This window comes from Streptomyces sp. NRRL F-5135 (assembly GCF_000719775.1).
GTDB classification, from domain to species: Bacteria; Actinomycetota; Actinomycetes; order Streptomycetales; family Streptomycetaceae; genus Streptomyces; species Streptomyces hebeiensis.
In genome coordinates, this window is the sequence record NZ_JOHR01000004.1 from 253,103 (window position 1) to 277,135 (window position 24,033).

General features: G+C 73.2%; 20 protein-coding genes. 12 read left to right on the top strand and 8 right to left on the bottom strand.

Annotated elements, in window-relative coordinates:
- Window positions 1-314 precede the first annotated feature (314 nt).
- The 5 genes from IG02_RS0107935 to IG02_RS0107955 form a co-directional block, all read right to left on the bottom strand.
- The gene (locus IG02_RS0107935) at window positions 315-1,793 is read right to left on the bottom strand and encodes an AMP-binding protein (protein WP_030743529.1); all 1,479 of its coding nucleotides are present in this window, start codon (window positions 1,791-1,793) and stop codon (window positions 315-317) included.
- Window positions 1,793-2,695 (bottom strand): glycosyltransferase, encoded by a 903-nt coding sequence (locus tag IG02_RS0107940; RefSeq protein WP_234314655.1) that lies wholly within the window; start codon window positions 2,693-2,695, stop codon window positions 1,793-1,795. Before IG02_RS0107940 ends, IG02_RS0107935 begins: the two co-directional genes overlap by 1 nt.
- Complete coding sequence (locus IG02_RS0107945; RefSeq protein WP_030743532.1) at window positions 2,692-3,714, bottom strand: 3-oxoacyl-ACP synthase III family protein; 1,023 nt, start codon at window positions 3,712-3,714, stop codon at window positions 2,692-2,694. Before IG02_RS0107945 ends, IG02_RS0107940 begins: the two co-directional genes overlap by 4 nt.
- 224 nt (window positions 3,715-3,938) lie before the next feature.
- The gene (gene pgm / locus IG02_RS0107950) at window positions 3,939-5,579 is read right to left on the bottom strand and encodes a phosphoglucomutase (alpha-D-glucose-1,6-bisphosphate-dependent) (protein ID WP_030743534.1); all 1,641 of its coding nucleotides are present in this window, start codon (window positions 5,577-5,579) and stop codon (window positions 3,939-3,941) included.
- Window positions 5,580-5,750: 171 nt separating this feature from the next.
- Window positions 5,751-6,707, bottom strand: coding sequence for an alpha/beta fold hydrolase (locus tag IG02_RS0107955; protein WP_078854286.1), 957 nt, complete (start codon window positions 6,705-6,707; stop codon window positions 5,751-5,753).
- A gap of 101 nt (window positions 6,708-6,808) precedes the next feature.
- On the opposite strand from IG02_RS0107955, the gene IG02_RS0107960 reads away from it, so the two are divergent.
- Window positions 6,809-7,228: a winged helix-turn-helix transcriptional regulator gene (locus IG02_RS0107960; RefSeq protein ID WP_030743538.1), complete on the top strand. Its 420-nt coding sequence runs from the start codon at window positions 6,809-6,811 to the stop codon at window positions 7,226-7,228.
- 46 nt (window positions 7,229-7,274) lie between these two features.
- Here the strand turns inward: IG02_RS0107960 and IG02_RS0107965 are convergent, their stop codons facing one another.
- Entirely contained in the window at window positions 7,275-8,453 is a 1,179-nt protein-coding gene (locus IG02_RS0107965; RefSeq protein ID WP_234314656.1) for a LacI family DNA-binding transcriptional regulator, read from the bottom strand.
- A 166-nt stretch (window positions 8,454-8,619) separates the two neighbouring features.
- On the opposite strand from IG02_RS0107965, the gene IG02_RS0107970 reads away from it, so the two are divergent.
- From IG02_RS0107970 to yicI, 11 genes are all read left to right on the top strand, one after another.
- Window positions 8,620-9,699: an asparaginase gene (locus tag IG02_RS0107970; RefSeq protein WP_063756738.1), complete on the top strand. Its 1,080-nt coding sequence runs from the start codon at window positions 8,620-8,622 to the stop codon at window positions 9,697-9,699.
- A gap of 107 nt (window positions 9,700-9,806) precedes the next feature.
- Window positions 9,807-10,685, top strand: coding sequence for a polysaccharide deacetylase family protein (locus IG02_RS0107975; RefSeq protein WP_030743544.1), 879 nt, complete (start codon window positions 9,807-9,809; stop codon window positions 10,683-10,685).
- Between the two features lie 505 nt (window positions 10,686-11,190).
- Window positions 11,191-12,453, top strand: coding sequence for an MFS transporter (locus IG02_RS0107980; protein ID WP_199813970.1), 1,263 nt, complete (start codon window positions 11,191-11,193; stop codon window positions 12,451-12,453).
- A gap of 83 nt (window positions 12,454-12,536) precedes the next feature.
- Complete coding sequence (locus IG02_RS0107985; protein WP_030743548.1) at window positions 12,537-13,310, top strand: SDR family NAD(P)-dependent oxidoreductase; 774 nt, start codon at window positions 12,537-12,539, stop codon at window positions 13,308-13,310.
- A 75-nt stretch (window positions 13,311-13,385) separates the two neighbouring features.
- A complete protein-coding gene (locus IG02_RS0107990) occupies window positions 13,386-14,171 on the top strand; it encodes an SDR family NAD(P)-dependent oxidoreductase (RefSeq protein ID WP_199813971.1) in 786 nt (261 codons plus the stop codon).
- 29 nt (window positions 14,172-14,200) lie between these two features.
- A complete protein-coding gene (locus tag IG02_RS0107995) occupies window positions 14,201-14,758 on the top strand; it encodes a hypothetical protein (protein WP_030743551.1) in 558 nt (185 codons plus the stop codon).
- 341 nt (window positions 14,759-15,099) lie between these two features.
- Window positions 15,100-16,203: a LacI family DNA-binding transcriptional regulator gene (locus IG02_RS0108005; RefSeq protein WP_030743553.1), complete on the top strand. Its 1,104-nt coding sequence runs from the start codon at window positions 15,100-15,102 to the stop codon at window positions 16,201-16,203.
- 322 nt (window positions 16,204-16,525) lie between these two features.
- A complete protein-coding gene (locus IG02_RS0108010; protein ID WP_030743555.1) occupies window positions 16,526-17,758 on the top strand; it encodes an extracellular solute-binding protein in 1,233 nt (410 codons plus the stop codon).
- 51 nt (window positions 17,759-17,809) lie between these two features.
- Complete coding sequence (locus IG02_RS0108015; RefSeq protein ID WP_030743557.1) at window positions 17,810-18,763, top strand: carbohydrate ABC transporter permease; 954 nt, start codon at window positions 17,810-17,812, stop codon at window positions 18,761-18,763.
- A 5-nt stretch (window positions 18,764-18,768) separates the two neighbouring features.
- The gene (locus IG02_RS0108020; RefSeq protein WP_078854288.1) at window positions 18,769-19,656 is read left to right on the top strand and encodes a carbohydrate ABC transporter permease; all 888 of its coding nucleotides are present in this window, start codon (window positions 18,769-18,771) and stop codon (window positions 19,654-19,656) included.
- Window positions 19,657-19,759: 103 nt separating this feature from the next.
- Window positions 19,760-22,087: an alpha-xylosidase gene (gene yicI / locus IG02_RS0108025; RefSeq protein WP_030743561.1), complete on the top strand. Its 2,328-nt coding sequence runs from the start codon at window positions 19,760-19,762 to the stop codon at window positions 22,085-22,087.
- 133 nt (window positions 22,088-22,220) lie between these two features.
- Here yicI and IG02_RS0108030 read toward each other — a convergent pair whose 3' ends face one another.
- Together IG02_RS0108030 and IG02_RS0108035 are read right to left on the bottom strand one after the other, a co-directional pair.
- Window positions 22,221-23,009, bottom strand: coding sequence for a chitinase (locus IG02_RS0108030; RefSeq protein WP_030743562.1), 789 nt, complete (start codon window positions 23,007-23,009; stop codon window positions 22,221-22,223).
- A 193-nt stretch (window positions 23,010-23,202) separates the two neighbouring features.
- Window positions 23,203-23,721 (bottom strand): lytic polysaccharide monooxygenase auxiliary activity family 9 protein, encoded by a 519-nt coding sequence (locus IG02_RS0108035; protein WP_030743564.1) that lies wholly within the window; start codon window positions 23,719-23,721, stop codon window positions 23,203-23,205.
- Window positions 23,722-24,033 lie beyond the last annotated feature (312 nt).

Consider the following 24,033-nt stretch of genomic DNA (forward strand, 5'->3'; position numbering starts at 1 on the left):
GGGGACGTGGGAGAAGGCAGGGGACGTGAGGGGAAGGGGCCCGCGCGTCCTAAGAGGTCGCGCGGATGGGTGGGGCGGCGTCGCGTGCCGATGGGCGGCGCCCGGCGGCGTTGTCGTCGGTCCACGACGCTCCGCGTCGCCTCCCTCCTCCGCCTTGCCGGACTTGCCCCTCGCCCCGCTCCTTCCTCCACCCCACCCATCCGCGCGACCTCTAAGGGCGGGCGACGCGCCGGCAGAGGTGTCTCCCGGCGCCGTGGACCGCACCGGTACGGGACGTGTCCCGGCGGCGGACGCGGGCACGCGGCGGGCCGCGGTCATGAGAGCCCTCCCGACAGCCGTGCCGCGGCGAGCGCGGCGGCCGCCGCCCGGTCCGGCTTCCGGGAGCGGCCGGACAGCGGGATGTCCGCGAACAGCAGTGCGTCCGGCCGGGCGGTACCCATCCGGCGCATCGGTTCCGCCAGTGCCGCGCGGATCGCGCGGCGACCCGAGCCGCGCTCCGGCTGGACGACGGCGACGAGCCGTTCGTCACCGTCGTCCGCCGGGACGCCCACGAGCACGGCCAGTTCCACCCCCGGCACCTGCAAGGCCGGTTCGTACAGCCCCGGGTAGATGTTCTCCGCCCGGCGCAGCACCATGTCCTTGCACCGGCCTTCGAGGACGATCCGGCCCGCGCCGTCGAGCCGCGCGCGGTCGCCCGTGCGTATCCACGGGTCCGGGGCCTCGCCGAGGTAGCGGTCGCGCGCCGCCGGTCCCGTCAGCAGCAGTTGTCCCTCCGCGTCCAGCGCGGTCTCCACACCGGGCAGCGGAGCACCGGCCAGGTCCCCGTCGCCGTCGAACGCGGCCTTCTCGTCCGCCTCGACGGCCGCGGCGGGGAACAGTTCCGTGAGCGCGTACACCCCCCACGCCCGGTCCGCGCCCGCCCGCCGCACCCGGGCCAGCAGCGCGGCGCTCGCCGGCGCCGAGCCGGTCCACACCGTGCCCCGGAGGCGGGCGCCCGCGCGCAGCGCGTCCCGCAGCTGAGGTGGCGTCAGATAGGTGGCCTGGGCGCGCAGTCGGTGTGTCTGCCGGGCCAGGACGCGCGGTGAGCGCGCCGGCAGGGCGACCGGGGCGCCCTGCGCGAGGGACGGGACGAGGACGAAGAACGTGCCGCCGAGCACCGGTTCGTCCGGCCGGGCGCGGAACAGGGCGGAGACCGACGCCATCCCGGCGGCCAGCCCGGCCCGGGTGTGCACGACGGCGCGCGGCCGGGACGTGGTGCCGGAGGTGAAGACGATCACCGCGTCGCCGTCCGTCCCGCGGGACGCCGGCACGCCCGCACGCGGCGCGTCCGCGTCGAGCCCGGGCGCGCAGCCCGGCAGCCGGGGGCCGACGGTGGCGACGGGACCCAGCTCCGCCAGGTCCGGCAGCGCGAGCCGGGCCCGGCGGGCCAGCGGCCGGGCCCAGCCCGCGACGGCCTGGGCCGTGGCGTCGGCGAGCACCAGCGACGGCCGGGCCAGCGCGAGTCTCGCCCGCAGCACGTCTTCTCCCGCGCCCGGGTCCAGGACGGCGCCGCGCAGCCCGAGGCGCCAGAGGGCGAGCAGGACCGCGAGGGCACGCGGTCCGGGACGTACGGCGACACCGACGGTGTCCCCGGCGCGCAGCCCGCGCGCGTGCAGGGCGGCCGCGTACGCGTCGGCCAGTTCCGCGAGTTCGCCCCGGGTGGCGGCGGTCCGGGGCGCCCCGGACCGGTCGGCGGTGAGCACGGCGGGCCGTTCGGGCCGGGCGCGCAGCGCGTGGTCGAGCCGGTCGAGCATCAGCGCGGGTCCTCTCCGTGCGGGCCGCTGCCCTGGTCCAGATACCAGCGTGCGGTGCCGGCGATCCCGTACGCGCGCAGCCGCCGTGTCGAGTTCTCCACGACCATCGTCCGGCACCGCGCGATACGGGACGTGTGGCCGCGTACCGCGTTGAGGAAGAGCCGGTCCGTCGGGGAGGGGCGCCGGGGCATCCCGCCGACCGCCAGGTAGAGGTCGGCGGTGATGGCCATGTTGTTCCCCGCGTGCATCCGATAGGGCGCCAGATAGCCGTGCCTGCGGGCGTGGGCGGGCCGCAGCCGCCCGAAGAGCGCGGCGAGCGCGACCAGCAGCGAGAAACCGCAGCGCCCCAGCGGGCCGTGTTCGTCCCGCCGGGCGACGATCCGCCCGCACACCATCACCCCCTCGGCACGCCCGGACGGGCGCGCCCCGTCGGCGCCGCGCCGGCCGCCGGCCCGGTACGCGGCCCCGTCGCCGGCCGTGCCCCCGGTGAGCGCCGCCCGCGCCGCGGCGGTCCAGCCGGGGCGGGGCAGACAGTCGGCGTCCGTGCGCGCGAGCAGAGTGGCCCCCCGTTCGATCGCGTACCGGAACCCGGTGTCCACGGCGCACCCCACGCCCTTCGCCGGCTCCTCGACGACCTCCACCGGGAACGGTGCCCCGGCGGCGAACTCGCGGGCGACCGCCCCCGTACGGTCCGACGAGCCGTTGTCCACGACCAGCAGGGTGAAGTCCTTCTCCCGCTGGGCCGCCAGGGCCCGGAGCGTGTCGGGCAGGCGGGCCTCCTCCTGATGGGCCGGCACGATGACCCACATGCTGTCCCGGCGCTCGCGTCTTCGGCGGTCGCCCGCCCCGTGGGTGCTCGTCCGGTGAGTGCTCGTCCGGTGGGTGCTCTCCACGCCGCTCATGACTTCTCCCACACCATCGTCATGACACTGATCCCGCCGCCGAGTCCGACGAACAGCACCCGGTCGCCGGTGCGCAGTTCCCCGTACACCCGGTCCAGCTGGACCCCGATGCTCGCGCTCGCGACGTTGCCCAGCTCGGGCACCGTGCGCACGAGCTTGTCCCGGGGGACGCCGGTCAGTTCGGCGAACCGTTCCAGGTACGGGTCGGTCACCTGGTGCACCAGGACCTTCGCGAAGCCGTCCCAGCCGGTCCCCGCACGGTGCAGCGTCCGGTCGACGACCTCGGTCCCGGCCTTCTCGAACACCCCCCGCAGCCGGTGGCCGTCGCCCCGGAAGTACGTGTACGCGTCACCCCGCGGGTGCCGGGAGCCGCCGCCGGGGATGCCGCCGACCTCCCAGTGCTCCGAATACGCCGCCGCGTCCACGTCCACGATCCCGCCGCGCTCCACCGGCTCCACCACGACGGCGGCGCCCGCGTCGCCGAAGGTGTAACCGGCGAACCCGGCCCGGAACTCGGCCGCCGAGGCGGGCGCCCTGTTCATCGCCCGGCTCGGAGTCTCCCCCGTGACCACCAGGGCCCGCCTCGACCGCCCCGCGAGGATCATGGAGCGGGCGAGGTCGATCCCGTTGACGAAGCTGTTGCAGGCGTTGGTGACATCCAGCGCGTGCGCCCGTGACCCCAGCTCCGCCTGCACCACGTGCGCCGTGGCCGGCTCGGCCATGTCCCGGGTCGCCGAGGCGAAGAGCAGCAGGTCGACGTCCAGCGGATCGAGCGCGGCGGCCGTCAGCGCCCGGCGCGCGGCCCCGGTCGCGAGCGTCGAGGAGTACACGCCCTCGCCGGCGATCCGGCGGGTCGTGATCCCCGTCGCCTGCCGCAGCAGCGACGGCGGCAGGGCGATCCCGCCGCCCCCGGTCACCTCCGCCTGCAGCCGGTCCGACGGCACGACGTCGTCGGGGAGGAGGCTGCCGACGGCGGTTATGCCGACCCGGCGCGGTGAATCGATCATCTGTCCGGCCATGCGCCGATGCTTTCAGGCCGTCCGGACCGTCGCCTGAGTACTTCGACTCACCTCCTGGCCGCGCGGGGTGAGTACGCCCACGCGACCAGGACGTCGCCCACCGCGGACGCTTCCGCGCGCCGGCGGCGCACGCTGGGGAGCACTGCGCGCGCCTCGCCCGCGCGTCCGCCGTGGCGAGCCGTGCCAACGCCCGGCCCGGCGGGCCGGGCTCGGCGCGCGGGCCGTCAGCCGCCCAGGGCCGCCGCGACGACGGCCTTGGCCTCCACCTGGACCTGATCGAGGTGGTCGGGACCGCGGAAGGACTCCGCGTAGATCTTGTACACGTCCTCCGTGCCCGAGGGGCGGGCCGCGAACCAGGCCGACTCCGTGGTCACCTTGATGCCCCCGATCGGCGCGTCGTTGCCCGGGGCACGGGTGAGCACCCCGGTCACCGGGTCCCCGGCCAGCGTGTCCGCCGTGACCTGCTCGGGCGAGAGCCGGGCGAGCACCGCCTTCTCCTCGGGGGTCGCGGGCGCGTCGATCCGCGCGTACGCGGGTGCCCCGAACCGCGACACGAGCGCGGCGTAGTGGGCCGAGGGCGACGTGCCGGTGACCGCGAGGATCTCCGACGCGAGCAGCGCCAGGACGATGCCGTCCTTGTCCGTCGTCCACACCGAGCCGTCCCGGCGCAGGAAGGACGCCCCGGCCGACTCCTCGCCGCCGAAGCCCAGCGAGCCGTCGGCCAGCCCGTCCACGAACCACTTGAAACCGACGGGCACTTCCACCAGCGGGCGGCCGAGGCCTGCGGCGACCCGGTCGATCATCCCGGACGACACGAGCGTCTTGCCGACGCCCGCGTCGGCGGGCCACCGCTCGCGGTGGGCGTAGAGGTAGGAGATGGCGACGGCGAGGTAGTGGTTCGGGTTCATCAGCCCGGAGTCGGGGGTGACGATGCCGTGCCGGTCGGCGTCCGCGTCGTTGCCCGTGGCGATCTGGTAGCGGTCCCGCTGCTCGATCAGCGAGGCCATCGCGTACGGGGAGGAGCAGTCCATCCGGATCCTGCCGTCCCAGTCCAGCGTCATGAACCGCCAGGTCGGGTCGGTCACCGGGTTCACCACCGTCAGGTCCAGCCGGTGCTGTTCGGCGATCCGTCCCCAGTACGCGACCGACGCGCCGCCGAGCGGATCGGCGCCGATGCGCACCCCGGCGGCCCGGACGGCGTCCAGGTCGAGCACCTCCGGCAGGTCCGACACGTAACGGCCGAGGAAGTCGTACCGTCCGGTCGTCGGCGCCGCGAGCGCCCGGGTCCACGGCAGCCGCCGCACGTCCTCGCACCCGCCCGCGATGATCTCGTTGGCCCGGTCCTGGATCCAGTTGGTGGCCCCGGAGCCCGCCGGGCCGCCGCTGGGCGGGTTGTACTTGAAGCCGCCGTCGCCGGGCGGGTTGTGGGACGGCGTGACCACCACGCCGTCCGCGAGGCCCGAGGCGCGGCCGCGGTTGTGCGTGAGGATCGCGTGGGAGACGGCCGGTGTGGGGGTGTAACCGTCCTCGCTGTCGATGAGCACTGTCACGTCGTTGGCGGCGAAGACCTCGACGGCCGTCACCCGGGCCGGTTCCGACAGGGCGTGGGTGTCGGCGCCGAGGAAGAGCGGGCCGGTGATGCCCTGCCGGGCGCGGTACTCGCAGATGGCCTGGCTGGTCGCGGCGATGTGGTCCTCGTTGAACGCGGTGGCCGTCGACGACCCCCGGTGTCCGGAGGTGCCGAACGCCACGCGCTGACCCGCCTCGCCCGGATCCGGGCGCAGGGCGTAGTAGGCCGTCACCAGCCTGGCGACATCGGTGAGGTCCTCCGGCCGCGCGGGCTGTCCCGCTCGTTCGTGCGGCATCTGACCACTCCTCCATATCGGTTGGCGAACTCGTATCGGCTCGTGTCGGTAGGTGAACCGTTACGGCAGTTCATCATCCCGGTTCCTCCTGGCCTCCGTCGGCCACCCCGCCGCCGGGCGGCGACGCGGGACCATGGCGGGCGCGCGGGCCTCACCCGGCCTCACTCGGTTTCACCCGACGGCCAGGAACGGCCGGAGCAGGCCGAGCAGGGCCTCGGGGCGGTGCAGCGGGATGATGTGGCCACAGTCCTCCACGACGTGTCCCACGAGATCGTCCGCCACCGGCCGCAGCTGCTGTTCGAGGGCCCTGCCGACCGGGTGGGCACCGACGGCCATGGTGGCCACGGTGAGCCGGGCCGACGCGACGGCGCTCCGGATCTGCCGGGCGCTGGTGGGCAGGGCACGGTAGTACGAGAAGGCGCGGCGCAGGGCCTCGCGTCCGGTGTAGGCGTGGACGAAGGCGTCCCGCAGGGCGGGGCGTACCCCTTCGCCGAGGGTGCCCGAGTCGAGGAACCAGCCGATGTAGCGCGCCTCGCTGCCGGTCAGGACGGATTCCGCCAGGCCGGGCTCGGAGTGGAAGCCGAACCACCAGGGCGGGCCGGCGGCGAGGAACTCCTCCGCCCCCGGCAGCCCGCCCAGCAGCGATTCCATGACGACCAGGCGGCGTACCAGGCCGGGGTTGCGCAGCGCGAGCAGGAAGGCGGGCGGGGTGCCCGCGTCGATGCCGACCACGGCGGCGGAGGTCTCGCCCAACGCCGTCAGCAGGGCCTCGGCGTCGGCGGCGAGGGTGGCGGCGTCGAAACCGCCGGGGGTGGGGGCGCTCGCGCCGAAGCCGCGCAGATCGGGAGCGATCACCCGGTGGTCCGCGGCGAGCCCGGCGATGACGTCGGTCCATACCCGCCAGGTGTGCGGGAAGCCGTGCAGCAGCAGGACGGCGGGTCCCTCGCCGGCGAGCGCGACGTTGAACTCGACGCCGCCCGCGAGGACGCGGCGGAGCTCGACCCCGACCCCGGTCCCGGTCCCGGTCCCGGTCCCGGTCCCGGACTCGGTCTCGGCCGCCGGCCGCTGCCCGCGCGGCGTCCCGGACGCCGTGGTCGGAGCGTGGGGTGCGAGGCGTGTGGTGTGCATGATGAACCCTCTGAGGTGATTACCAATGGTGACTTCCAAACGTTAGGTGACTAAGGTGGACCGTCCAAGACCGTACGTCCGCCACAGGTGGTGAGCTCCAGGTGACCTCCTCGACGTCCCGAGCGCGCGAAGGTGTCCGCGGTGATCTGTTCGATCCCCAGTGCCCGACCCGGCGCCTGCTCGACCGGATCGGTACGAAATGGACCTCGATGGCCGTCAAGGTGCTCGCGGAGGCGGCGCCGGACGAGGTGCGCTTCGCCGAGCTGCAACGCCGTATGACCGGCATCTCGCAGAAGATGCTGTCGGCCACGCTGCAGGGGCTGACGCGGGACGGGCTGGTCGGCCGCCGGGTGGAGCCGACGGTGCCGCCGCGCGTGTACTACCGGCTCACACCGCTGGGCCTGTCGCTCGAGGGGCCGCTGGCGGCGGTCCGGGCCTGGGCGGAGGAGCACATGGCCGAGATCGACCGGGCCAACACACGTGCCGACCGCCCCGACGCGGAGCGGGCCGCGGGGGAGTGAGCGCGCCACGGGCCGGGCGCGTCCCCGGCCCGCCCGACGCGGTCGGTCAGTTCGTCGTCCGGGCGGGAGCCCTGGACGCGCCGTCGGGAGCCGTGGACGCGCGGACCCGCAACTCGGGGACGAACCGGCGTGAGCGCGCGCCCCGCCCCTCCACCATGCCCACCAGCGCGAGCGCCGCCCGCTCGCCCATTTCGCGCATCGGCGAGCGTACGGACGTGAGCGGTATGGGGAGTTGGGCCGACAGGGGGACGTCGTTGAAGCCCGCCACCGCGAGATCGCGCCCCGGCACCAGCCCCGCCGCGCGTGCCGCGCCCATCACCCCGATCGCCGCGAAGTCATTGACCGCGAAGATCGCGGTGGGGCGGGGCTTGGCGGCCAGCAGTCGGTGGCCGGCCCGTTCGCCGCCGTGCACGTCGAAGGACGAGTTGACGATCAACGAGGGATCCACGGGTACGCCGGCCTCCGCGTACGCGTCGGTGAAGCCCTTGGTGCGCTCGACTCCGGTGGAGGCGTACGGCTCACCCGCGACCACGCCCACCCGGTGGTGGCCGAGCGCGAGCAGATGTTCCGCGACCAGCCGCCCCCCGAGCATGTCGTCGCAGGTGAACGAGGTGACTCCGCGCAGCCGGCGGGACACCAGGGCCACCGGGACGCCCCGGGCGACGAGTTCGGGGGCGAGTGTGGTGTCCCCGCGTGCGTCGCCCAGCAGCAGTCCGTCGACACGCAGCGCCAACAGCCTTTCAGCCTTGGCTCGTTGGGCGGCGGGATCGTCACGGGTGTTGGCCACCACCGCCTGGTAGCCGGCCGCCGCCGCGCCCGCCTCGATTCCCTCGTACACCGTCGCCAGCACGATGTCGGTCAGCCGGGGGACCAGGACGCCGAGCAGCCGTGAGCGGCCGGTGCGCAGGCTGGCGGCTGCCGGGTTCACCACGTAGCCGAGCCGCCTGGCCGACTCCCGTACCCGCTCGGCGGTGGCCGCGCCGACCCCCGCGCCGTCGCGCAGGGCGCGCGAGGCGGTGGACTGGTGGACGCCCGCGTCGGCCGCCACGTCCGCCAGGGTCACCCCGTTCTCGCCGGATTCGCGGGGCGGCCCGGGACGGCCCGTACGGGGTCCGTCCGTACGGGGTCCGGAGCGCTCGGAACCGCCGGTGCCGCCGGACCCGCGGGAATGGCCGGAACCGCCGGTACCACGCGCGTTCCCAGCGCCCTGGGTCGGTCGTCTCACGGCCGTCGTCCTCGATCCTGTCCTGCTCGGTGCCGGCGGGTACGGCCGGTCGTCCAGATGCCCGGGACCATCATCCCGCATGAAAATTCCCTCGTAGGGGTTGCCCTCCTCCCCGTTGGTGGCGCATGGTTGCGCAATCGTTCTCGCAATCGATTGTGAGCCTCGTATGCAGCTGTGTCTCATCGGTACGGGTGGCACCATCGCCAGCCGGTCCACGCCCGCCGGCCGAGTGGCCGCCGTGGGGGTGGCGGAGTTGCTGGCCGCCGCCCGGGCCTTCCCCGTTCCGGGCGAGGCCCGGATCGAGTGCCGGGAGGTGGGCCTGCGCGCGAGCTTCGCGCTCGGTCTGCCGGACCTGGCGGTCCTCGCCGCGGCCGTCGGGGAGGCCCTGCGCGACGGCGCGGACGCGGTGGTCGTCACCCACGGCACGGACTCCATGGAGGAGACCGCGTTCGCCCTGGCGCTGGTGCACGCGGACGACCGGCCGATCGTGCTGACCGGGGCGCAACGGCCGGCCGACGACCCGGCGGCCGACGGGCCGCGCAATCTGGCCGCCGCCCTGACCTGGGCCGCTCACCCGGCGGCCCGGGGGCACGGGGTCGGTGTGGTGTTCGACGGGGCGGTCTGGCCGGCGGTCGGCGTCCGCAAGACCGACACCCTGGCGCCCGCCGCCTTCGGGGCACCCGGCCGGGGCCCGCTGGCCCGGCTGGACGACGGCCGGGTCAGGCTGATCGGACGGCCGCCGCGTCCCGACGCGCTGATCGGCTCCGACGATCTCGGCGCGCTGCCCAGGGTGGACGTCGTGCCGCTCTACGTCGGCTGTGACACCGCGCTGCTGGAGGCGTCCGTGGCCGCCGGGGCGCGTGGCGTGGTGCTGTGCGCCTTCGGTGCCGGAAACGCCCCGCCGGAGGTGACCGCGGCCGTCGAACGGCTGGTCGCGGAGGGCGTCACGGTCGCCGTCGCCAGCAGGGTGCAGACCGGGGCCACCTCCGCGGCGTACGGTGCGGGAGGCGGCGCGGACCTGCTGCGGGCCGGAGCGGTCTTCGCCTCCGACCTGTCGCCGTGGCAGCTGCGGCTGCTCCTGGCGGCGGCCCTGCGCAGGGCCGGTGGCGACCGCCCCGGCCCGTGGGGACACGCGGCAGCCCCCGTCGACCGGGTCGCCGGTGCCGCCGGTGCCGACCGGGCGGGCGGGGCCGCCTCGATCCTGCGTGCCTGGCTCACCGGGGCCGGACACCACGACCATCCATGAGTTCCGGCTGCTCCCTCCACGCCGGTGAAATATCGGCAAAAACTTCCCTAAATCATTCGACAGGCCTCCACATAGACGATCAGCGCACCACTGAGAGGAGTACCGACATGCCCAAGGAAATCCTCGTCGCCTACGGGGTCGACGTCGACGCGGTCGGCGGCTGGCTCGGCTCGTACGGAGGAGAGGACTCGCCGTGCGACATCTCCCGCGGCCTGTTCGCCGGGGAGGTGGGCGTGCCCAGGATGCTGGAGCTGTTCCGGCGCCGGGGGCTGACCACCACCTGGTTCTGGCCCGGTCACTCGATCGAGACATTCCCCGAGCAGTTCGAGGCGTGTACCGCCGCCGGTCATGAGATCGGGGTGCACGGCTACAGCCACGAGAACCCGATCGCCATGAGCCGGACCCAGGAGTCCGACATCCTCGACCACTGCATCGACCTGATCAGCACCCGCACGGGACGTCGGCCCACCGGCTATGTCGCGCCGTGGTGGGAGTTCTCCCCGGTCACCAACGAACTGCTGCTGGAGCGGGGCATCACGTACGACCACTCCCTGATGCACCGGGACTTCGAGCCCTACTACGTGCGGGTCGGGGACAGCTGGACGAAGATCGACTACGACCGGCCGGCCCGGGACTGGATGAAACCGCTGGAGCGGGGCGAGGAGACCGGTCTCGTCGAGATCCCGGCCAACTGGTACCTGGACGACCTGCCTCCGATGATGTTCGTGAAGGCGAGTCCCAACAGCCATGGCTTCGTCAGTCCGCGCGATCTGGAACAGACGTGGCGCGACCAGTTCGACTGGGTCTACCGGGAGAACGACTACGCCGTCTTCACCATGACCGTGCACCCCGACGTCTCCGGGCGGCCCCAGAACCTGATGATGCACGAGCGGCTGATCGACCACATCAGCTCGTATCCCGGTGTGCGTTGGACGACGTTCGACGACATCGCCTCCGACTTCGTCCGCCGCAGGCCGCGGGGCTGACGGCTCCCCTCCTCCCGTCGCCGTAGGGGCCCGGCCACCCCGGGGCGCGGCCGACGGTCTCCCCTCCGTCGCCCTCCCCGCCGGTGCTTTCTCCGTAGTGCCATCCCCTTCGGGGCAACCCCCCTCGCGCCCTTCCCTCTCCGCGCCCTCCCTCTCGCGGCCGGCTCTCCGGCGGCGGTCACCCTCCCCGGGCCGCCGCCGGAGCAGGGCCCTTCCGGTACCCGCTCACCGAACCACGGGCCCGCACCTCACGAAACCGAACCCGTACCGCCGCACACCGTCCCCCGTGTCCGTTCGTCCGTATCGGAGTCCGCACATGCCCACGCCCCCCGTCCCCTCGCCGTCCTCGTCCCCGTCACCCTCATCGTCGCCGTCCTCCTCCCAGCCGTCGCCGCCCTCCGCCGAGCCCTCGCCGCGGTCCTCGTCCGGAACGCCCACTCCGGTCATAGCCGGTGACCGTCCCCCCACCGCCGGCGCTCCCTCGTCGCCGTCCCGCCAACCGGTCGTGCGCGCGTCGGTGATCTGCTTCCTCGCCTGGGTCTTCAGCGTCTACGACTTCACGCTGTTCGGGACCCTGCTGCCCAAGATCGCCGATGATTTCGGCTGGTCCGGCGCCACCGCGGCCAATGTCGCCACCGGGGTCACGGCGGGCACCTTCGTGGTCTCGCTCTGTGTCGGCCCGATCCTCGACCGCTTCGGCCGCAGGCCCGCCCTGATGATCACCTCCGCGGGCGCGGCCCTCACCTCCGCCGCGACCGCGCTGACCGGCGGCGTCTTCTCCATGGTCGCCGTCCGTGCCTTCTCCGGGTTCGGCTACTCGGAAGAGGTCGTCAACACCGTCTACCTCAACGAGATCTACGGCAAGCACCCACGGCGCGGCCTGCTGTTCAGCTTCGTCCAGAGCGGCTGGCCGGTCGGCGCCCTCGTCGGCGCCGGGGTGACGGCGCTGACCCTGCCGACCTTCGGCTGGCGCGGCAGCTTCGTGATCGCCGCGGTACCCGCGCTGGTGGTCGCGCTGCTGATGCGCACCCTGCCCGAGTCGCCGGTCTTCCTCGGCCTCAAGAAGGCCCGGAAGCTGCGCGCCGGCGGACGCGCCGAGGAGGCCGCCGCCGTGGAGCGGGCCGCGGGTATCGAGCCCGCCGGCGGCGCGGCGGAGAAGGCGGGACTCCGCGAGGTCTTCGCGCCCGCGCTGCGCCGGCACACCCTGTGCCTCTCGGCCGCCTGGCTCCTGAACTGGATGGGCATCCAGATCTTCTCCGTGCTGGGCACCACGGTGCTCGTGGAGGCGAAGGGCGTCTCGTTCGACAGCGCTCTGATCGTGCTCGTCCTCGCCAACCTGGCCGGATTCTTCGGCTACGTCTTCCACGGCTGGCTCGGCGACCGGATCGGGCGGCGTACGACGATCATCATCGGCTGGAGCTGCGGAGGCGTGGCCATGACCGCGATGCTGCTCGGGCCCACGTCCAACACGTTCGTCATCGGCCTCTACGCGCTCGGGCTGTTCTTCCTGACCGGCCCGTACTCGGCGATGTTGTTCTACATGAGCGAGTCGTTCCCCGAGCAGGTGCGCGGCATCGGGTCCAACGTCGCGCACACCATGGGGCCGGTCGGTGCCATCGTCGGTTCCGCACTGCTCGCGGCGCTGCTCTCGGCCGGCGTGTCGATGACGGTCGCCGCCCTGCTGGCCGGCGCCGTGGGCATCTTCGGCTCCGGCCTGGTGATGTTCGGGGCCCGCGACGTCGGCCGCCGCGCCCCGTCCGCCGCCTGACGACCCCGATGCGGCGACGTCCTTCCCCACCACGACGCCCTTCCCCACGTTCCCGCCCACAGAGATTCGGAGTACGCACCGCCATGACCGAACCAGCTCAGCGCCGCGTGGCCGTCATCACCGGAGGCGCCAGCGGCATCGGCCGCGCGACCGCCGTCGCCTTCGCCGCCGCCGGTGTCGACACCGTGATCGGGTTCCACAGCGCGGACCCGCACGATCCCGGACGGACCGTGGCCGCCGTGGCCGCGGCGGGCGGCCGGTGCGTCGCAGTCGAGGCGGACGTGACCGGGAGCGTGGGGCCCGAGCGGCTGGCCCAGGCCGCCGTCGACACGTACGGCAGGCTCGACATCGCCGTGGCCGCGGCGGGCATCCTGCGCAGGGCCCCGCTGGCGGACCTGTCCGACACGGCCTGGGAGGGCATGCTCGGTGTGGACCTCACCGGAGTCATGCGGACCTTCCGCTCCGCCGCGGCGCGGATGACCGGCCCCGGCGCGCTCCTCGCCGTCTCCTCCATCGCGGGCGGGGTGTACGGCTGGGGCGACCACGCCCACTACGCGGCGGCCAAGGCCGGTGTGCTCGGCCTGGTCAGGTCGCTCGCCGTGGAGCTGGCCCCGCGCGGGATCCGGGCCAACTCCGTCATCCCCGGCCTGATCGAGACCCCGCAGTCGCTGGACGAGCACAACTCCCTCGGCCCCGAGGGGCTGCGCGCCGCCGGGGCCGCCATCCCGGCCGGGCGGGTCGGCCGCCCGGAGGAGGTGGCCGCCGCGATCCGGTTCCTGTGCGCACCGGAGGCGTCGTACATCACCGGGCAGGAACTGATCGTGGACGGCGGGCTGACGGTCCGCTTCCCCGACTGAGGCACTCCCGTGCGCCCGCCCCGGACGCGTACGCCCTGTCCACCGCCCTGTCAACAGCCACCTCACGGAGGAATCTTGAGCGGCAACAGCACCGGCACCGGGCCGGGCGCGGCCTCGTCCCGTACCGGACCACGCACCGTTGTGATCACCGGCGCCGCCAGCGGGATCGGCGCGGCGATCGCCGAGGCGTTCGCCGCCGAGGGCGACCGGCTCGCGCTCCTCGACCGCGACGCGCGCGGGCTCGCCACCCTGGGCGCGCGGCTCACCGACGCCGCGGCCGTCACCTCGCACACCGTCGACATCACCGACGCCGATCAGGTCCGGGCCGCGATCGAGGACCTGGTGCGCGAACACGGCGGCCTGGACGTCCTCGTGAACTCGGCCGGGATCCTCACCGAGGTACCGCTGGCCGAGATGGACCCGGCGACCTGGGACGAGACCATCGCCGTGGATCTGCGCGGAGTCTTCCTCAGCTGTCGCCACGCCCTCCCGCACATGGTCGCGGGCGGCGGCGGACGCATCATCAACATAGCCTCGCAGCTCGGGCAGAAGGGCGGTGAGGGGCTGACCCACTACTCCGCCGCCAAGGCCGGCGTCATCGGCTTCACCAAGGCGCTCGCCAGGGAGGCCGCGCCGCGCGGCGTCCTAGTCAACGCGGTCGCCCCGGGCCCCGTCGAGACCCCGCTGGTGGACGGTCTCAGCCCCGACTGGAAGCGGGCCAAGCAGGCGGAGCTGCCGCTCGGCAGGTTCGGGCGGCCGGAGGAGATCGCTCCGACGGTGCTGCTGCTCGCCTCCGACCCGGGCGGCAATCTCTACGTCGGTCAGACGCTCGGCCCCAACAGCGGCGACGTCATGCTGTGAGGAAAGGAGCCGCACCGACGATGTGTGGTGTGTGCGGACGCCCGGCCACCGGCTGGCCGGAACGCGTGGCCCCGCTCGGGCCCGGCGGTACGGTCGCCCGGCACCGTGCCGTACGGCGGCTGCTGGCCGGTACCCGGACGGCGGCCAGACCCTGGCCCGGCGGCGGCTGGCAGTTCACCGACCGGGCGGGCCGGCTCAGGCACTGCCCCGGACTGGAGGCGCTGTGGGCCGCCGTACGGTCCGCGGCCGGGCCGGTCGTCGTCCCCGACCCGCGCGACGAGGACGGCGTCCACACCCTGCCGGGACCGGACACGGGCACCGCGGATCCGCACGCCCTCGTCGTCTGGACGGCGGCGGCACTCCACGCGGGCCCGGCGGCACCGTGGCTGGTCGTCCGGGCCGCGGGGTGGCGAATGGCTGCCGGACGCGTCGACGGGGCGCCCGGCCGGGCGCCCCGTGTCACCGTCGGGCGGTGCGCGGGGGCGGGCCTGACGGTCGAGGCACCCGGCGGCGCCCGGTCGCTGGCGGAACAACTGGCGGCCCATCTCGCTGAGTTGTCGGTCCGGCCGCCCTCCGGAACGTTCTGATCGGCTCCGGGCCGCTGCCGTCACCGGCGGCGGGCCGGCCCGGCGGCCGATCCGGCGGTCCGTCCGGCCGGCGCGGTCCGACCGCCGCGGCGTGGTCCCTCGGCCTGTCCGGTGCGAGAGGGCAGGTCACCGGAGAGGTGGCCGGATTCGTCCCGGCGAGCCGTTCGATACGATGGCGGCTCATCGCCGGGGCCTGTCCGGCGCGCGCACCGCGTACGACCGGCGGCACCTCGTGTACGACCGGCCGTACGGGCCGGGCCGGGGCGGACCGGGGGCCTGGGCGACCGACAGGGCCCGGCACGCCCGGCGGTGACGTACCCGCCTCGTCGAAGGGGCCGCGGATGGTAACCATCAGGGATGTCGCCAGGCGGGCCGGCGTCGCGCCCAGCACCGTCAGCTATGTCTTCAACGGCTCCCGGAGCATCTCCGAGGAGACCCGCCGACGCGTCCAGGAGGCCGTGGACGCGCTCGGGTACCACCCCAGGGCCAGCGCCCGGACACTGCGCAGCAGCCGTACGCACGTGCTGGCGCTCGCGCTGCCCCGCGCCGCCGGGCTCCAGGACTCCGTGGACGGCCGGTTCGCGATCGACGTCAGTGACGCGGCCAACGGTCTCGGCTACGACCTGCTGCTCACCACCTCCCAGGACAAGGCCGAGGGGCTGCGGCGGGTGGCGCTCAGCGGGCTGGCCGACGCCGCCGTGCTGATGGCCGTGGATATGGAGGACGCGCGGATCGACGTCGTACGCGAACTGGCCTTCCCCGCCGCGCTGATCGGGCGGCCCGCCGACGAGGACGCGCTGCCGTGGACCGACCTCGACTGGGAGGAGGCCGCGGCGCTCGCCGTGCGCGAACTGGCCGCCGCCGGTCACCGGGACATGGTGTACCTCGCGCCGGGCGAGCGGGAGGTCGAGGGGCGGCGCAGTTACGCGCTGCGCGGTATCGCGGGCGCGCGCCGGGGAGCCCGTACCACCGGAGCCGCCGTCACGGTGGTCCACTCGGTGGCCGACCCCGCCCGGCTCGCCGACCGGCTCCGTACGGTCCTCGGGGACGCGGGCGGCGGGGGAGCCGACGGTGCCGGCCGGGGCGACGGGGGTGGGGCGGCGCCGACGGCACTGATCGTCCAGCACCCCTCGGCGCACCACCACATCCTGCCGTCCGTGACCGCCACGGGGCTGCGGGTGCCCGAGGACCTCGCCGTCGTCGTCATCGGCACTCTGCCCGGTGATCCGGCGAGCCGGGCGCTGCCCCGGGTCGAACTGCCCGTGGAGACACTGTCCTTCGAGGTGACCCGGCTGGCCGTGGCGGCGGCCGACGCGCTGCGCGAGGGCGGCGCGCCGTCGGTCACGGAACCGGGGGCGCGGTTGCTCGCGGAGTCCGTGGGCCATCTGCTGATCCCGCCGGTTCTGCTGCCGGGCACGGCCCCGCTCGCCCCGCCCCGCCACTGACCGGCGGTCAAGCCCGCCGGCTGATTCCGCCCGCGACGGCGGCCGGGTTCGCTCCGGCGAGACCGGGGCTCGCGCGGACCGAGGTGCCGCGGTAACCCTGTCCTTCCTCTTGTCGCCGTATCGGCCAGGGCCTAACATCACCGCAGCGCGGCGTCGAATCGATTCGACATGAAGGGTCGACGCACTCCGCGACGCCCCCTCCCGCACGCCCGCAGCACCCGGTCCGTCCACAACGGCAACGCCGCTCGTTCCCCGCCGCGCCGACCCCGCGTCACCTCCGTCTCCTTTACAGAGCCGTAGACCGAACGGAGAGCAGATCATCATGCAGACCGCCCGTCGGCGCCCCCCGGCGCCGGCCGCGCTCCTCACCGCCGCCGCCCTCGTGGCCGTCACCGGCCTCACCGGGTGCGCGGCGGAGCCCGATCCCGGTGTCATCACCGTCCTGAACTCGGCGACCGACATCGAACACGCCCAGGAGCAGGAGTTCTACGACCGATGCGCACGGCGGATCGGGGTGAAGGTACGCCAGATCAGCGTGCCCGCCGACCAGGTGGCCGCCAAGGCGCTCCGGATGGCGTCCTCGCACTCGCTCACCGACATCCTCGACCTCGACGGCTCCGAACTCCCCCAGTTCGCCGCCACCGGCGGGCTGGTGCCGCTGGAGGAGGCAGGGGTGGCCGTCACGGGCATGTCGGCCGCCGCCGGGACCCTGGGCAGTTACCGGGGCACGCAGTACGGCATCGCCCGCTCCGTGAACTCCCTCGCGCTGTTCTACAACGCCGACGTCCTGCGCGAGGCCGGTGTCGAACCACCCACCACCTGGGCCGAGCTCAAGGCGACGGCCAAGAAGCTGACCCGCGGTTCCCGGTACGGCATGGCCTTCAGCGCGACGCCCAACGCGGACGGTGTGTACCAGTTCCTGCCGTTCTTCTGGTCGGCCGGCGGCGACGAGTCCCGGCTGGACGACGGCAAGGGCGCCCCCGCGCTGCGACTGTGGAAGGACCTCGTCGACCAGAAGTCCGCCTCGGGAGCCGTGGTCACCTGGAACCAGCAGGACATCGCCGAGCAGTTCATCGGCGGGCGGGCGGCCATGATGGTCAACGGTCCGTGGAACGTTCCCGTACTGAACGAGCACAAGGACCTGAACTGGGCGGTCGCCCCCATCCCCGTCCCCGAGGCCGGCCGCCCGCCGGTGCCGCCGATCGGGGGCACGGTCATGACCGTGCCCCGGACCGGCGACGAGGACCGGCAGCGGACCGCCGCGAAGATCATCAACTGTCTCAACGAGCGCCGCAACCAGGTCGACTGGGGCGAGTCGCGCAACAACGTGCCCACCCGCACGAGCGCCGCCGCCGAGTACACGGCCAAGAATCCGAAGCTGGCCGCCTTCGCCGAGGAGGTGGAGACCGCCCGCTCCCGCACCGACCGGGTCGGTGAGCGCTGGCCGGTCGTCTCCGACGCCCTGGCGAGCGCCTTCCAGTCCGTACTCACCGGCCGGGCCCGCCCCGAGGCAGCCCTGGCGCAGGCGCAGGCCCAGGCCGCGGCCGACGAATGAGACGGGGTGAGGAGAGGAGTGCGAAGAGTTGAGAGGAGTGAGGCGACCGTCATGACCACCGCCACCACCACCGTCCCCGCGCCCCCGGCGACGACCGCCGGCGGCCGGGCCGGCCCCGGCCGCCGGCAGGCCCTGCTGCGCTGGGGCTTCGTCGCCCCGGCCGTCCTGTACATGCTGGCCTTCTTCGGCTACCCGCTCGTCCGCAACCTCACGATGAGCTTCCAGAGCTACACCCCGCGCACCTACTTCACCGGCGAGGCGCCCTTCAACGGTTTCGAGAACTGGCGCGGTGTGTTCGACAACCCGCTGTTCACGAACTCGCTCTGGCACACCCTCGTCTTCACGGCGGGTTCCCTCCTCGGCCAGTTCACCATCGGCCTCGCCCTCGCCGTCTTCTTCTCCCGCCGCTTCCCGCTGTCCGGTGTCGTCCGCGCCGTGCTGCTGCTGCCCTGGCTGGTGCCCATGGTGGTCTCGGCCGTCGTCTGGCGGAAACTGCTCGACCAGGACACCGGCGTCCTCAACAGCGCCCTGACGGGCCTGCACCTGGTCTCCTCGCCCGTCCCCTGGCTCAGCAGCACCGGCGTGGCCCTGGCCGCCACCGTCCTGGTCAACATCTGGATCGGCATCCCGTTCAACATGGTGATCCTCTACGGCGGGCTCCAGGAGATACCCCGCGAGCTGTACGAGGCCGGCGCGCTCGACGGCGCGGGCGCGTGGCGCACGTTCCGCAGCATCACCCTTCCGCTGCTGCGGCCGGTCGTCACCGTCGTGCTCATCCTGGGCTTCATGTCGACGGTCAAGATCCTCGACCTGATCCTCGCCCTGACCGGCGGCGGGCCCGCCGACTCCACCCAGACCCTCGGCACGGTCACCTACCAGTTGTCCTTCCAGCAGATGAACTTCGGGCAGGGGGCCGTCGTCGGCAATGTGCTCATCCTCGTGAGCGCGGTGTTCGCCGTGCTCTACCTGCGGGCCAACCGCTCCGACTTCGGCCAGGGGAAGTGACCGCCATGACCACGCCCACCACCGCCCCCGCCGGGCCGCGCCGCACCCCGCGACCGGTGCCCGGCACCCCGCGCCCGTCCGCGCCGCGCACCCGCCGCTCCCTCGGCAGCACGCTCGTCGCGCTGCTCGTCCTGGCCGTCCTCCTCTTCCCGCTGTACTGGATGCTCAACATCGCGCTCCAGCCCGGCGAGAGCCTCGCCGTGACCCGCTGGCTGCCCACCTCCCCGGGCTGGGACAACTTCCGGCGCGCCCTGAGCACCCAGACGGACTCCCTGGTCACCAGCCTGGTCGTGTCGCTCGGCGCCGTCGTCGTCTGTCTGGCGCTCGCGGCACCCGCGGCGTACGGGCTGGCCCGGCTCGGCCTGCGCGGCAGCCGCACCATCGTGTTCGGCACGCTGATCACCCAGATGGTCCCGGGCATCGTCATCGCCAACGCGCTCTACAGCGCCTACGTCGACCTCCATCTGGTGAACTCGCCGATCGGGCTGATCCTCGCGGACGCCTCGCTCGGGCTGCCGTTCTCCATCGTCCTGCTGCGCGCGTTCATGGTGGCGATACCGAAGGAGACCGTGGAGGCGGCGCTGGTGGACGGGGCGAACCGGTTCACCGCCTTCGTCCGCGTCGTCCTGCCGATGAGCCGCAACGCGCTGATCACCGCGGGCCTGTTCACCTTCCTCTTCGCCTGGTCGGACTTCATGTTCGCGCTGACCCTCAACACCACCGACGACGTCCAGCCGATCACGCTCAGCATGTACGAGTTCATGGGCGCCCACGTCAGCGACTGGGGCGCGGTCATGGCGACCGCGGTGATCTCCGCCGTACCCGCCGCCGTCCTGCTGGTGATCGCCCAGAAGTACGTCGCGGCCGGTGTCACCGGAGGCTCCGTCAAATAGGTCCTCGTCCGGTCCACCGACCCTGGCGCGGCGCACCGGCCGGGCAGACTCACCGCACACGCGCGCCGCAGCCCCCACACCAGGAACAGGAGCAGGAGCCCAGATGAAGTTCACTGACGGCTATTGGCAGATGCGCCCCGGCGTCACCGCGCGCTACGCGGTCTCCGTGGCCGACGCCGTCGTCACCGACGACCGGATCTCCCTCTACGCGCCGGTCGGCAAGGTCGGCCACCGGGGCGACACGCTCAACGCGCCGCTGCTGACGGTGGAGTGCTTCTCCCCGGCCGAGGGCGTGATCGGCGTACGGCTCACCCACCACGGCGGCCGGCTGCCCCGGCGCCCGGAGTTCGCGCTCGCCACCGCCGGCGAGGCCGCGCCGCCCGCCAAGGTCGTCCGGCAGGGCTCGACGGCCGAGCTCACCTCCGGCGGGCTCACGCTGCGCACCGGGACCGTGGCAGGCGCGCCCTGGCGGCTCGACTTCGTCGCCGACGGACGGGTCCTCACGTCCGTCGGGGCACGTGGCGCCGGCTTCGCGACCGACGCGGAGGGCCGGCACTTCATGCTGGGGCAGATGACGCTCGGCGTGGGGGAGCAGGTGTTCGGGCTCGGGGAGCGGTTCACCCCGTTCGTCAAGAACGGCCAGAGCGTCGACATCTGGCAGGCGGACGGCGGCACCAGCAGCGAGCAGGCCTACAAGAACGTTCCGTTCCACCTCACCGACCGGGGGTACGGCGTCTTCGTCAACCACCCGGGCCGGGTCGCCTACGAGGTCGGTTCCGAGGCGGTCGGGCGCGTCCAGTTCAGCGTCGAGGACCAGTCGCTGGAGTTCTTCGTCATCCACGGTCCGAGCCCCCGGGAGATCCTCGCCCGGTACACCGCGCTCACCGGCCGCCCCGCGCTGCCGCCCGCCTGGTCCTTCGGCCTGTGGCTGTCCACCTCCTTCACCACCTCCTACGACGAGGCCACGGTGAACAGGTTCGTCCAGGGCATGGCCGACGCCGAGGTCCCGCTGAGCGTCTTCCACTTCGACTGCTTCTGGATGCGCGAGTACCAGTGGTGCGACTTCGTCTGGGACCCGGACGTCTTCCCCGACCCCGACGGGATGCTCGCCCGGCTCAAGGAGCGGGGGCTGCGCGTCTGCGTGTGGATCAACCCGTACATCGCGCAGAAGTCCCCGCTGTTCGCGGAGGGCATGGCCCACGGCTATCTGCTCAAGAAGCCGGATGGCGACGTCTGGCAGTGGGACCGCTGGCAGGCCGGCATGGGCCTGGTCGACTTCACCAACCCGGACGCCCGGGCCTGGTACGCGAGCAAGCTGCGCGTCCTGCTCGACCAGGGCGTGGACTGCTTCAAGACCGACTTCGGCGAGCGGGTGCCCCTCGACGTCGAGTGGTACGACGGCTCCGACCCCGAGCGGATGCACAACTACTACACGCAGCTCTACAACGAGACCGTCTTCCAGCTGCTGCTGGAGGAACGCGGCGAGGGCGAGGCGGTGCTCTTCGCCCGGTCCGCCACCTCCGGCGGGCAGCGGCTGCCCGTGCACTGGGGCGGTGACTGCGAGTCCACCTTCGAGGCGATGGCGGAGTCACTGCGCGGCGGGCTCTCGCTCGGGCTGTCCGGGTTCGGTTTCTGGAGCCACGACATCGGCGGGTTCGAGGGAACGCCGACGCCCGCGCTCTTCAAGCGGTGGCTCCAGTTCGGCCTGCTGTCGTCGCACAGCCGCCTGCACGGCAGCAAGTCCTACCGGGTGCCGTGGGACTACGGCGACGAGGCCGTGGCCGTCGCCCGGTCCTTCACCCGCCTCAAGCACCGGCTGATGCCGTACCTCTACCGCGCGGCGACGCAGGCCAGGGACACCGGTACGCCCGTGATGCGCGCCATGCTGCTCGGCTTCCCGGACGACCCGGCCTGCCGCCCGCTGGACCGGCAGTACCTGCTGGGCGACGACCTGCTCGTGGCACCGGTCTTCACCGAGGAGGGCACGGTCGAGTTCTACGTGCCCGAGGGCACCTGGACGAACGTGCTCACCGGGGCCGAGGTGAGCGGACCCGGCTGGCACCGGGAGACCCACGGGTTCGCGACGCTGCCGCTGCTGGCCAGGCCCGGCGCGGTCATCCCGTTCGGAGCCGAGGGCGAGGGCCCCGAGTACGACTGGGCCGACGGGGTGACACTGCGGGTGTACGCCCCGGCCGAGGGAGTGGACACGGTCACGACGATCCCGGCCCCGGACGGCTCCGGCGCGGCGGCGGTCTTCACCACCCGGCGCACCGGCGACGAGATCGTGGTCGAGACCGACAGCGCGCTGCCGTGGAAGGTGCTGCTGGTGGGTGCCGCGCCCACCGGTGAGGGGGCGGCGGACCGGCTCGGCGCGCTGTACAGCTGCCCCGCGGGCACACCACGGCTGACGGCCCGCTGGTCGCCCGCCTGACACCGGTCCCGGTCCGGGGCGCTGCCTTTCCCGGACGGACCGAGGGTGCCGTCGGCCGGTGGGCCGACGGCACCCTGAGCACGAAGCGTGAAGCACGGTGTCCGCGTGCGCTGCCGGGACCGGCAGCTCGCGGTCAGCAGCTGAGGTTGGAGCCCGGGTCCACGCCGAGCATCTGCGCGAAGCTCTTGTACGTGTCGATCCGGCTCTGGACCTGGGCCGGATTTCCGCCGTTGCACTCCAGGCTGCCGTTGATGCCGCGGATGGTCTCACCGAATCCGGCTCCGTTGACCATGGCGTCGTGCGGGGTCATGGTGCCCGGCCCGCTCTGGGTGTTCCAGTACCACAGACCGGTCTTCCAGGCCACCGCGGCGTCGTTCTGCACGAGGTCCGGATTGTTCAGCAGATCGATTCCGAGTGCGTCACCCGCGGCCTTGTAGTTGAAATTCCAGCTGAGCTGGATCGGGCCCCTCCCGTAATACTTGTCCGTTCCCGCCGGGCAGCCGTACGGCTGATTGGTGTCGCAATAGTGCGGGTAATTCGCGGTGTTCTGTTCGACCACGTGCACCAGGCCGCCGGTCTCATGGCCGACATTCGCGAGGAATGCCGCGGCCTCCTGCTTGCGTACGGTGTCACTGCCCGTGCCGGCGAATCCCGGATAGGCGCTGAGCGCCGCGGTCAGGCCGCTGTAGGTGTAGAAGGGATTGCGGTTCGGGAACATCTGATTGAACTGCGCCTCGCTGACGACGAAGTCCGCCGCCAGGGGGGTTGTCCGCTCCGCCCCGGCCGATCGGTCCGTCGACGCCGACAGCTCCGCCGGCGCGGGCGGTCCGGCCTGGGCCGGAGAGGACGGCGCGAGTGACAGCACGGCGAGCGCCGCGGTCGCGGAGGCCGCGGCGAGCAGTCCGAGGGTGCGCTGAGGCATGTGAGTGATCACTCCTCGACCGGGCCGCCGACGCAGACGGCGGCCCGGTTCGTGTGTGGGGGGAATCTCGTGGGGGGAATGGACCGGGCCTTGGCCTCAAGGCCCCGGCGCCCGGCCCCGGGATCGAATCACTGCATCGGGAACAGGCCCCTGTTTCGGGGACGGGCCCCGACTCAGGGGCCTGCGTGGCCGCTCAGCCGCCGACGTTCACGTCGATGCAGGCGTAGAACGCGTTCGCGGTGTCCGCGACGTTCCAGACGGCAAGGATCTTCTGCTTGCCCGACAGGCCGCCGAAGTCCACCTGGTGGGTGACGGTCGCGCCGGGCTGGGCGCCGTTGTCGTTGAACTCCGCGATCTTCTGGCCGCCGGCGAAGTACTGCCAGGTGCTGGTGGCGTGGCGCGCCGTCAGCTTCCACTCGAACGACGTGGTCTTCGAGACGGGGGTCACGGCCCAGCCCTTGGAGTCGTCGTCCAGTTCGGAGAACCGGGAGTTGCCGCCGCTGCAGCTGGTGAGGCCCTTGGACCCCTCCACGCTCTGCGGCTCGTACGTGATGTCACCGCACGCGACGGTCCCGGCGGCGCACTGCGCCTGCCTGCTGGGCGGGTTCGAGATATATCCGTGAGCGCTGGCGGAACTTGCCGGCAGACTCAATGCGAGAACCGGCGCCAGGGCAATTCCCAGCCCGGCGGCCAACTTCTTTTTGGGGTGCACACCTACTCCTTCACATCGGTCTTCCCGCGCGAAGTCCGGACCGTGGGGGATCCGGCACACGGCGGGTCGGCCTCTCAAGTGTGGGGGTCCAAGAGGCGCGAAGGGCGATGGCCCGTTCCTTTCCAGGCGCAAGGAAATGCGGAAGCGGCAGGGAAAGGTCTTGACCACTTGGACTAGACCATACAGGCCGGAGTTCGCCCGTCAAGGGGAAAGGGCGAAAGGCCAGTTGGAGGTGGGGCTGGTGCGGCACGCCGACGTGACGCGCCGAACGGTTCTTTTCCTGATGAGGCGCCTAAAATGCCGACATTTGTC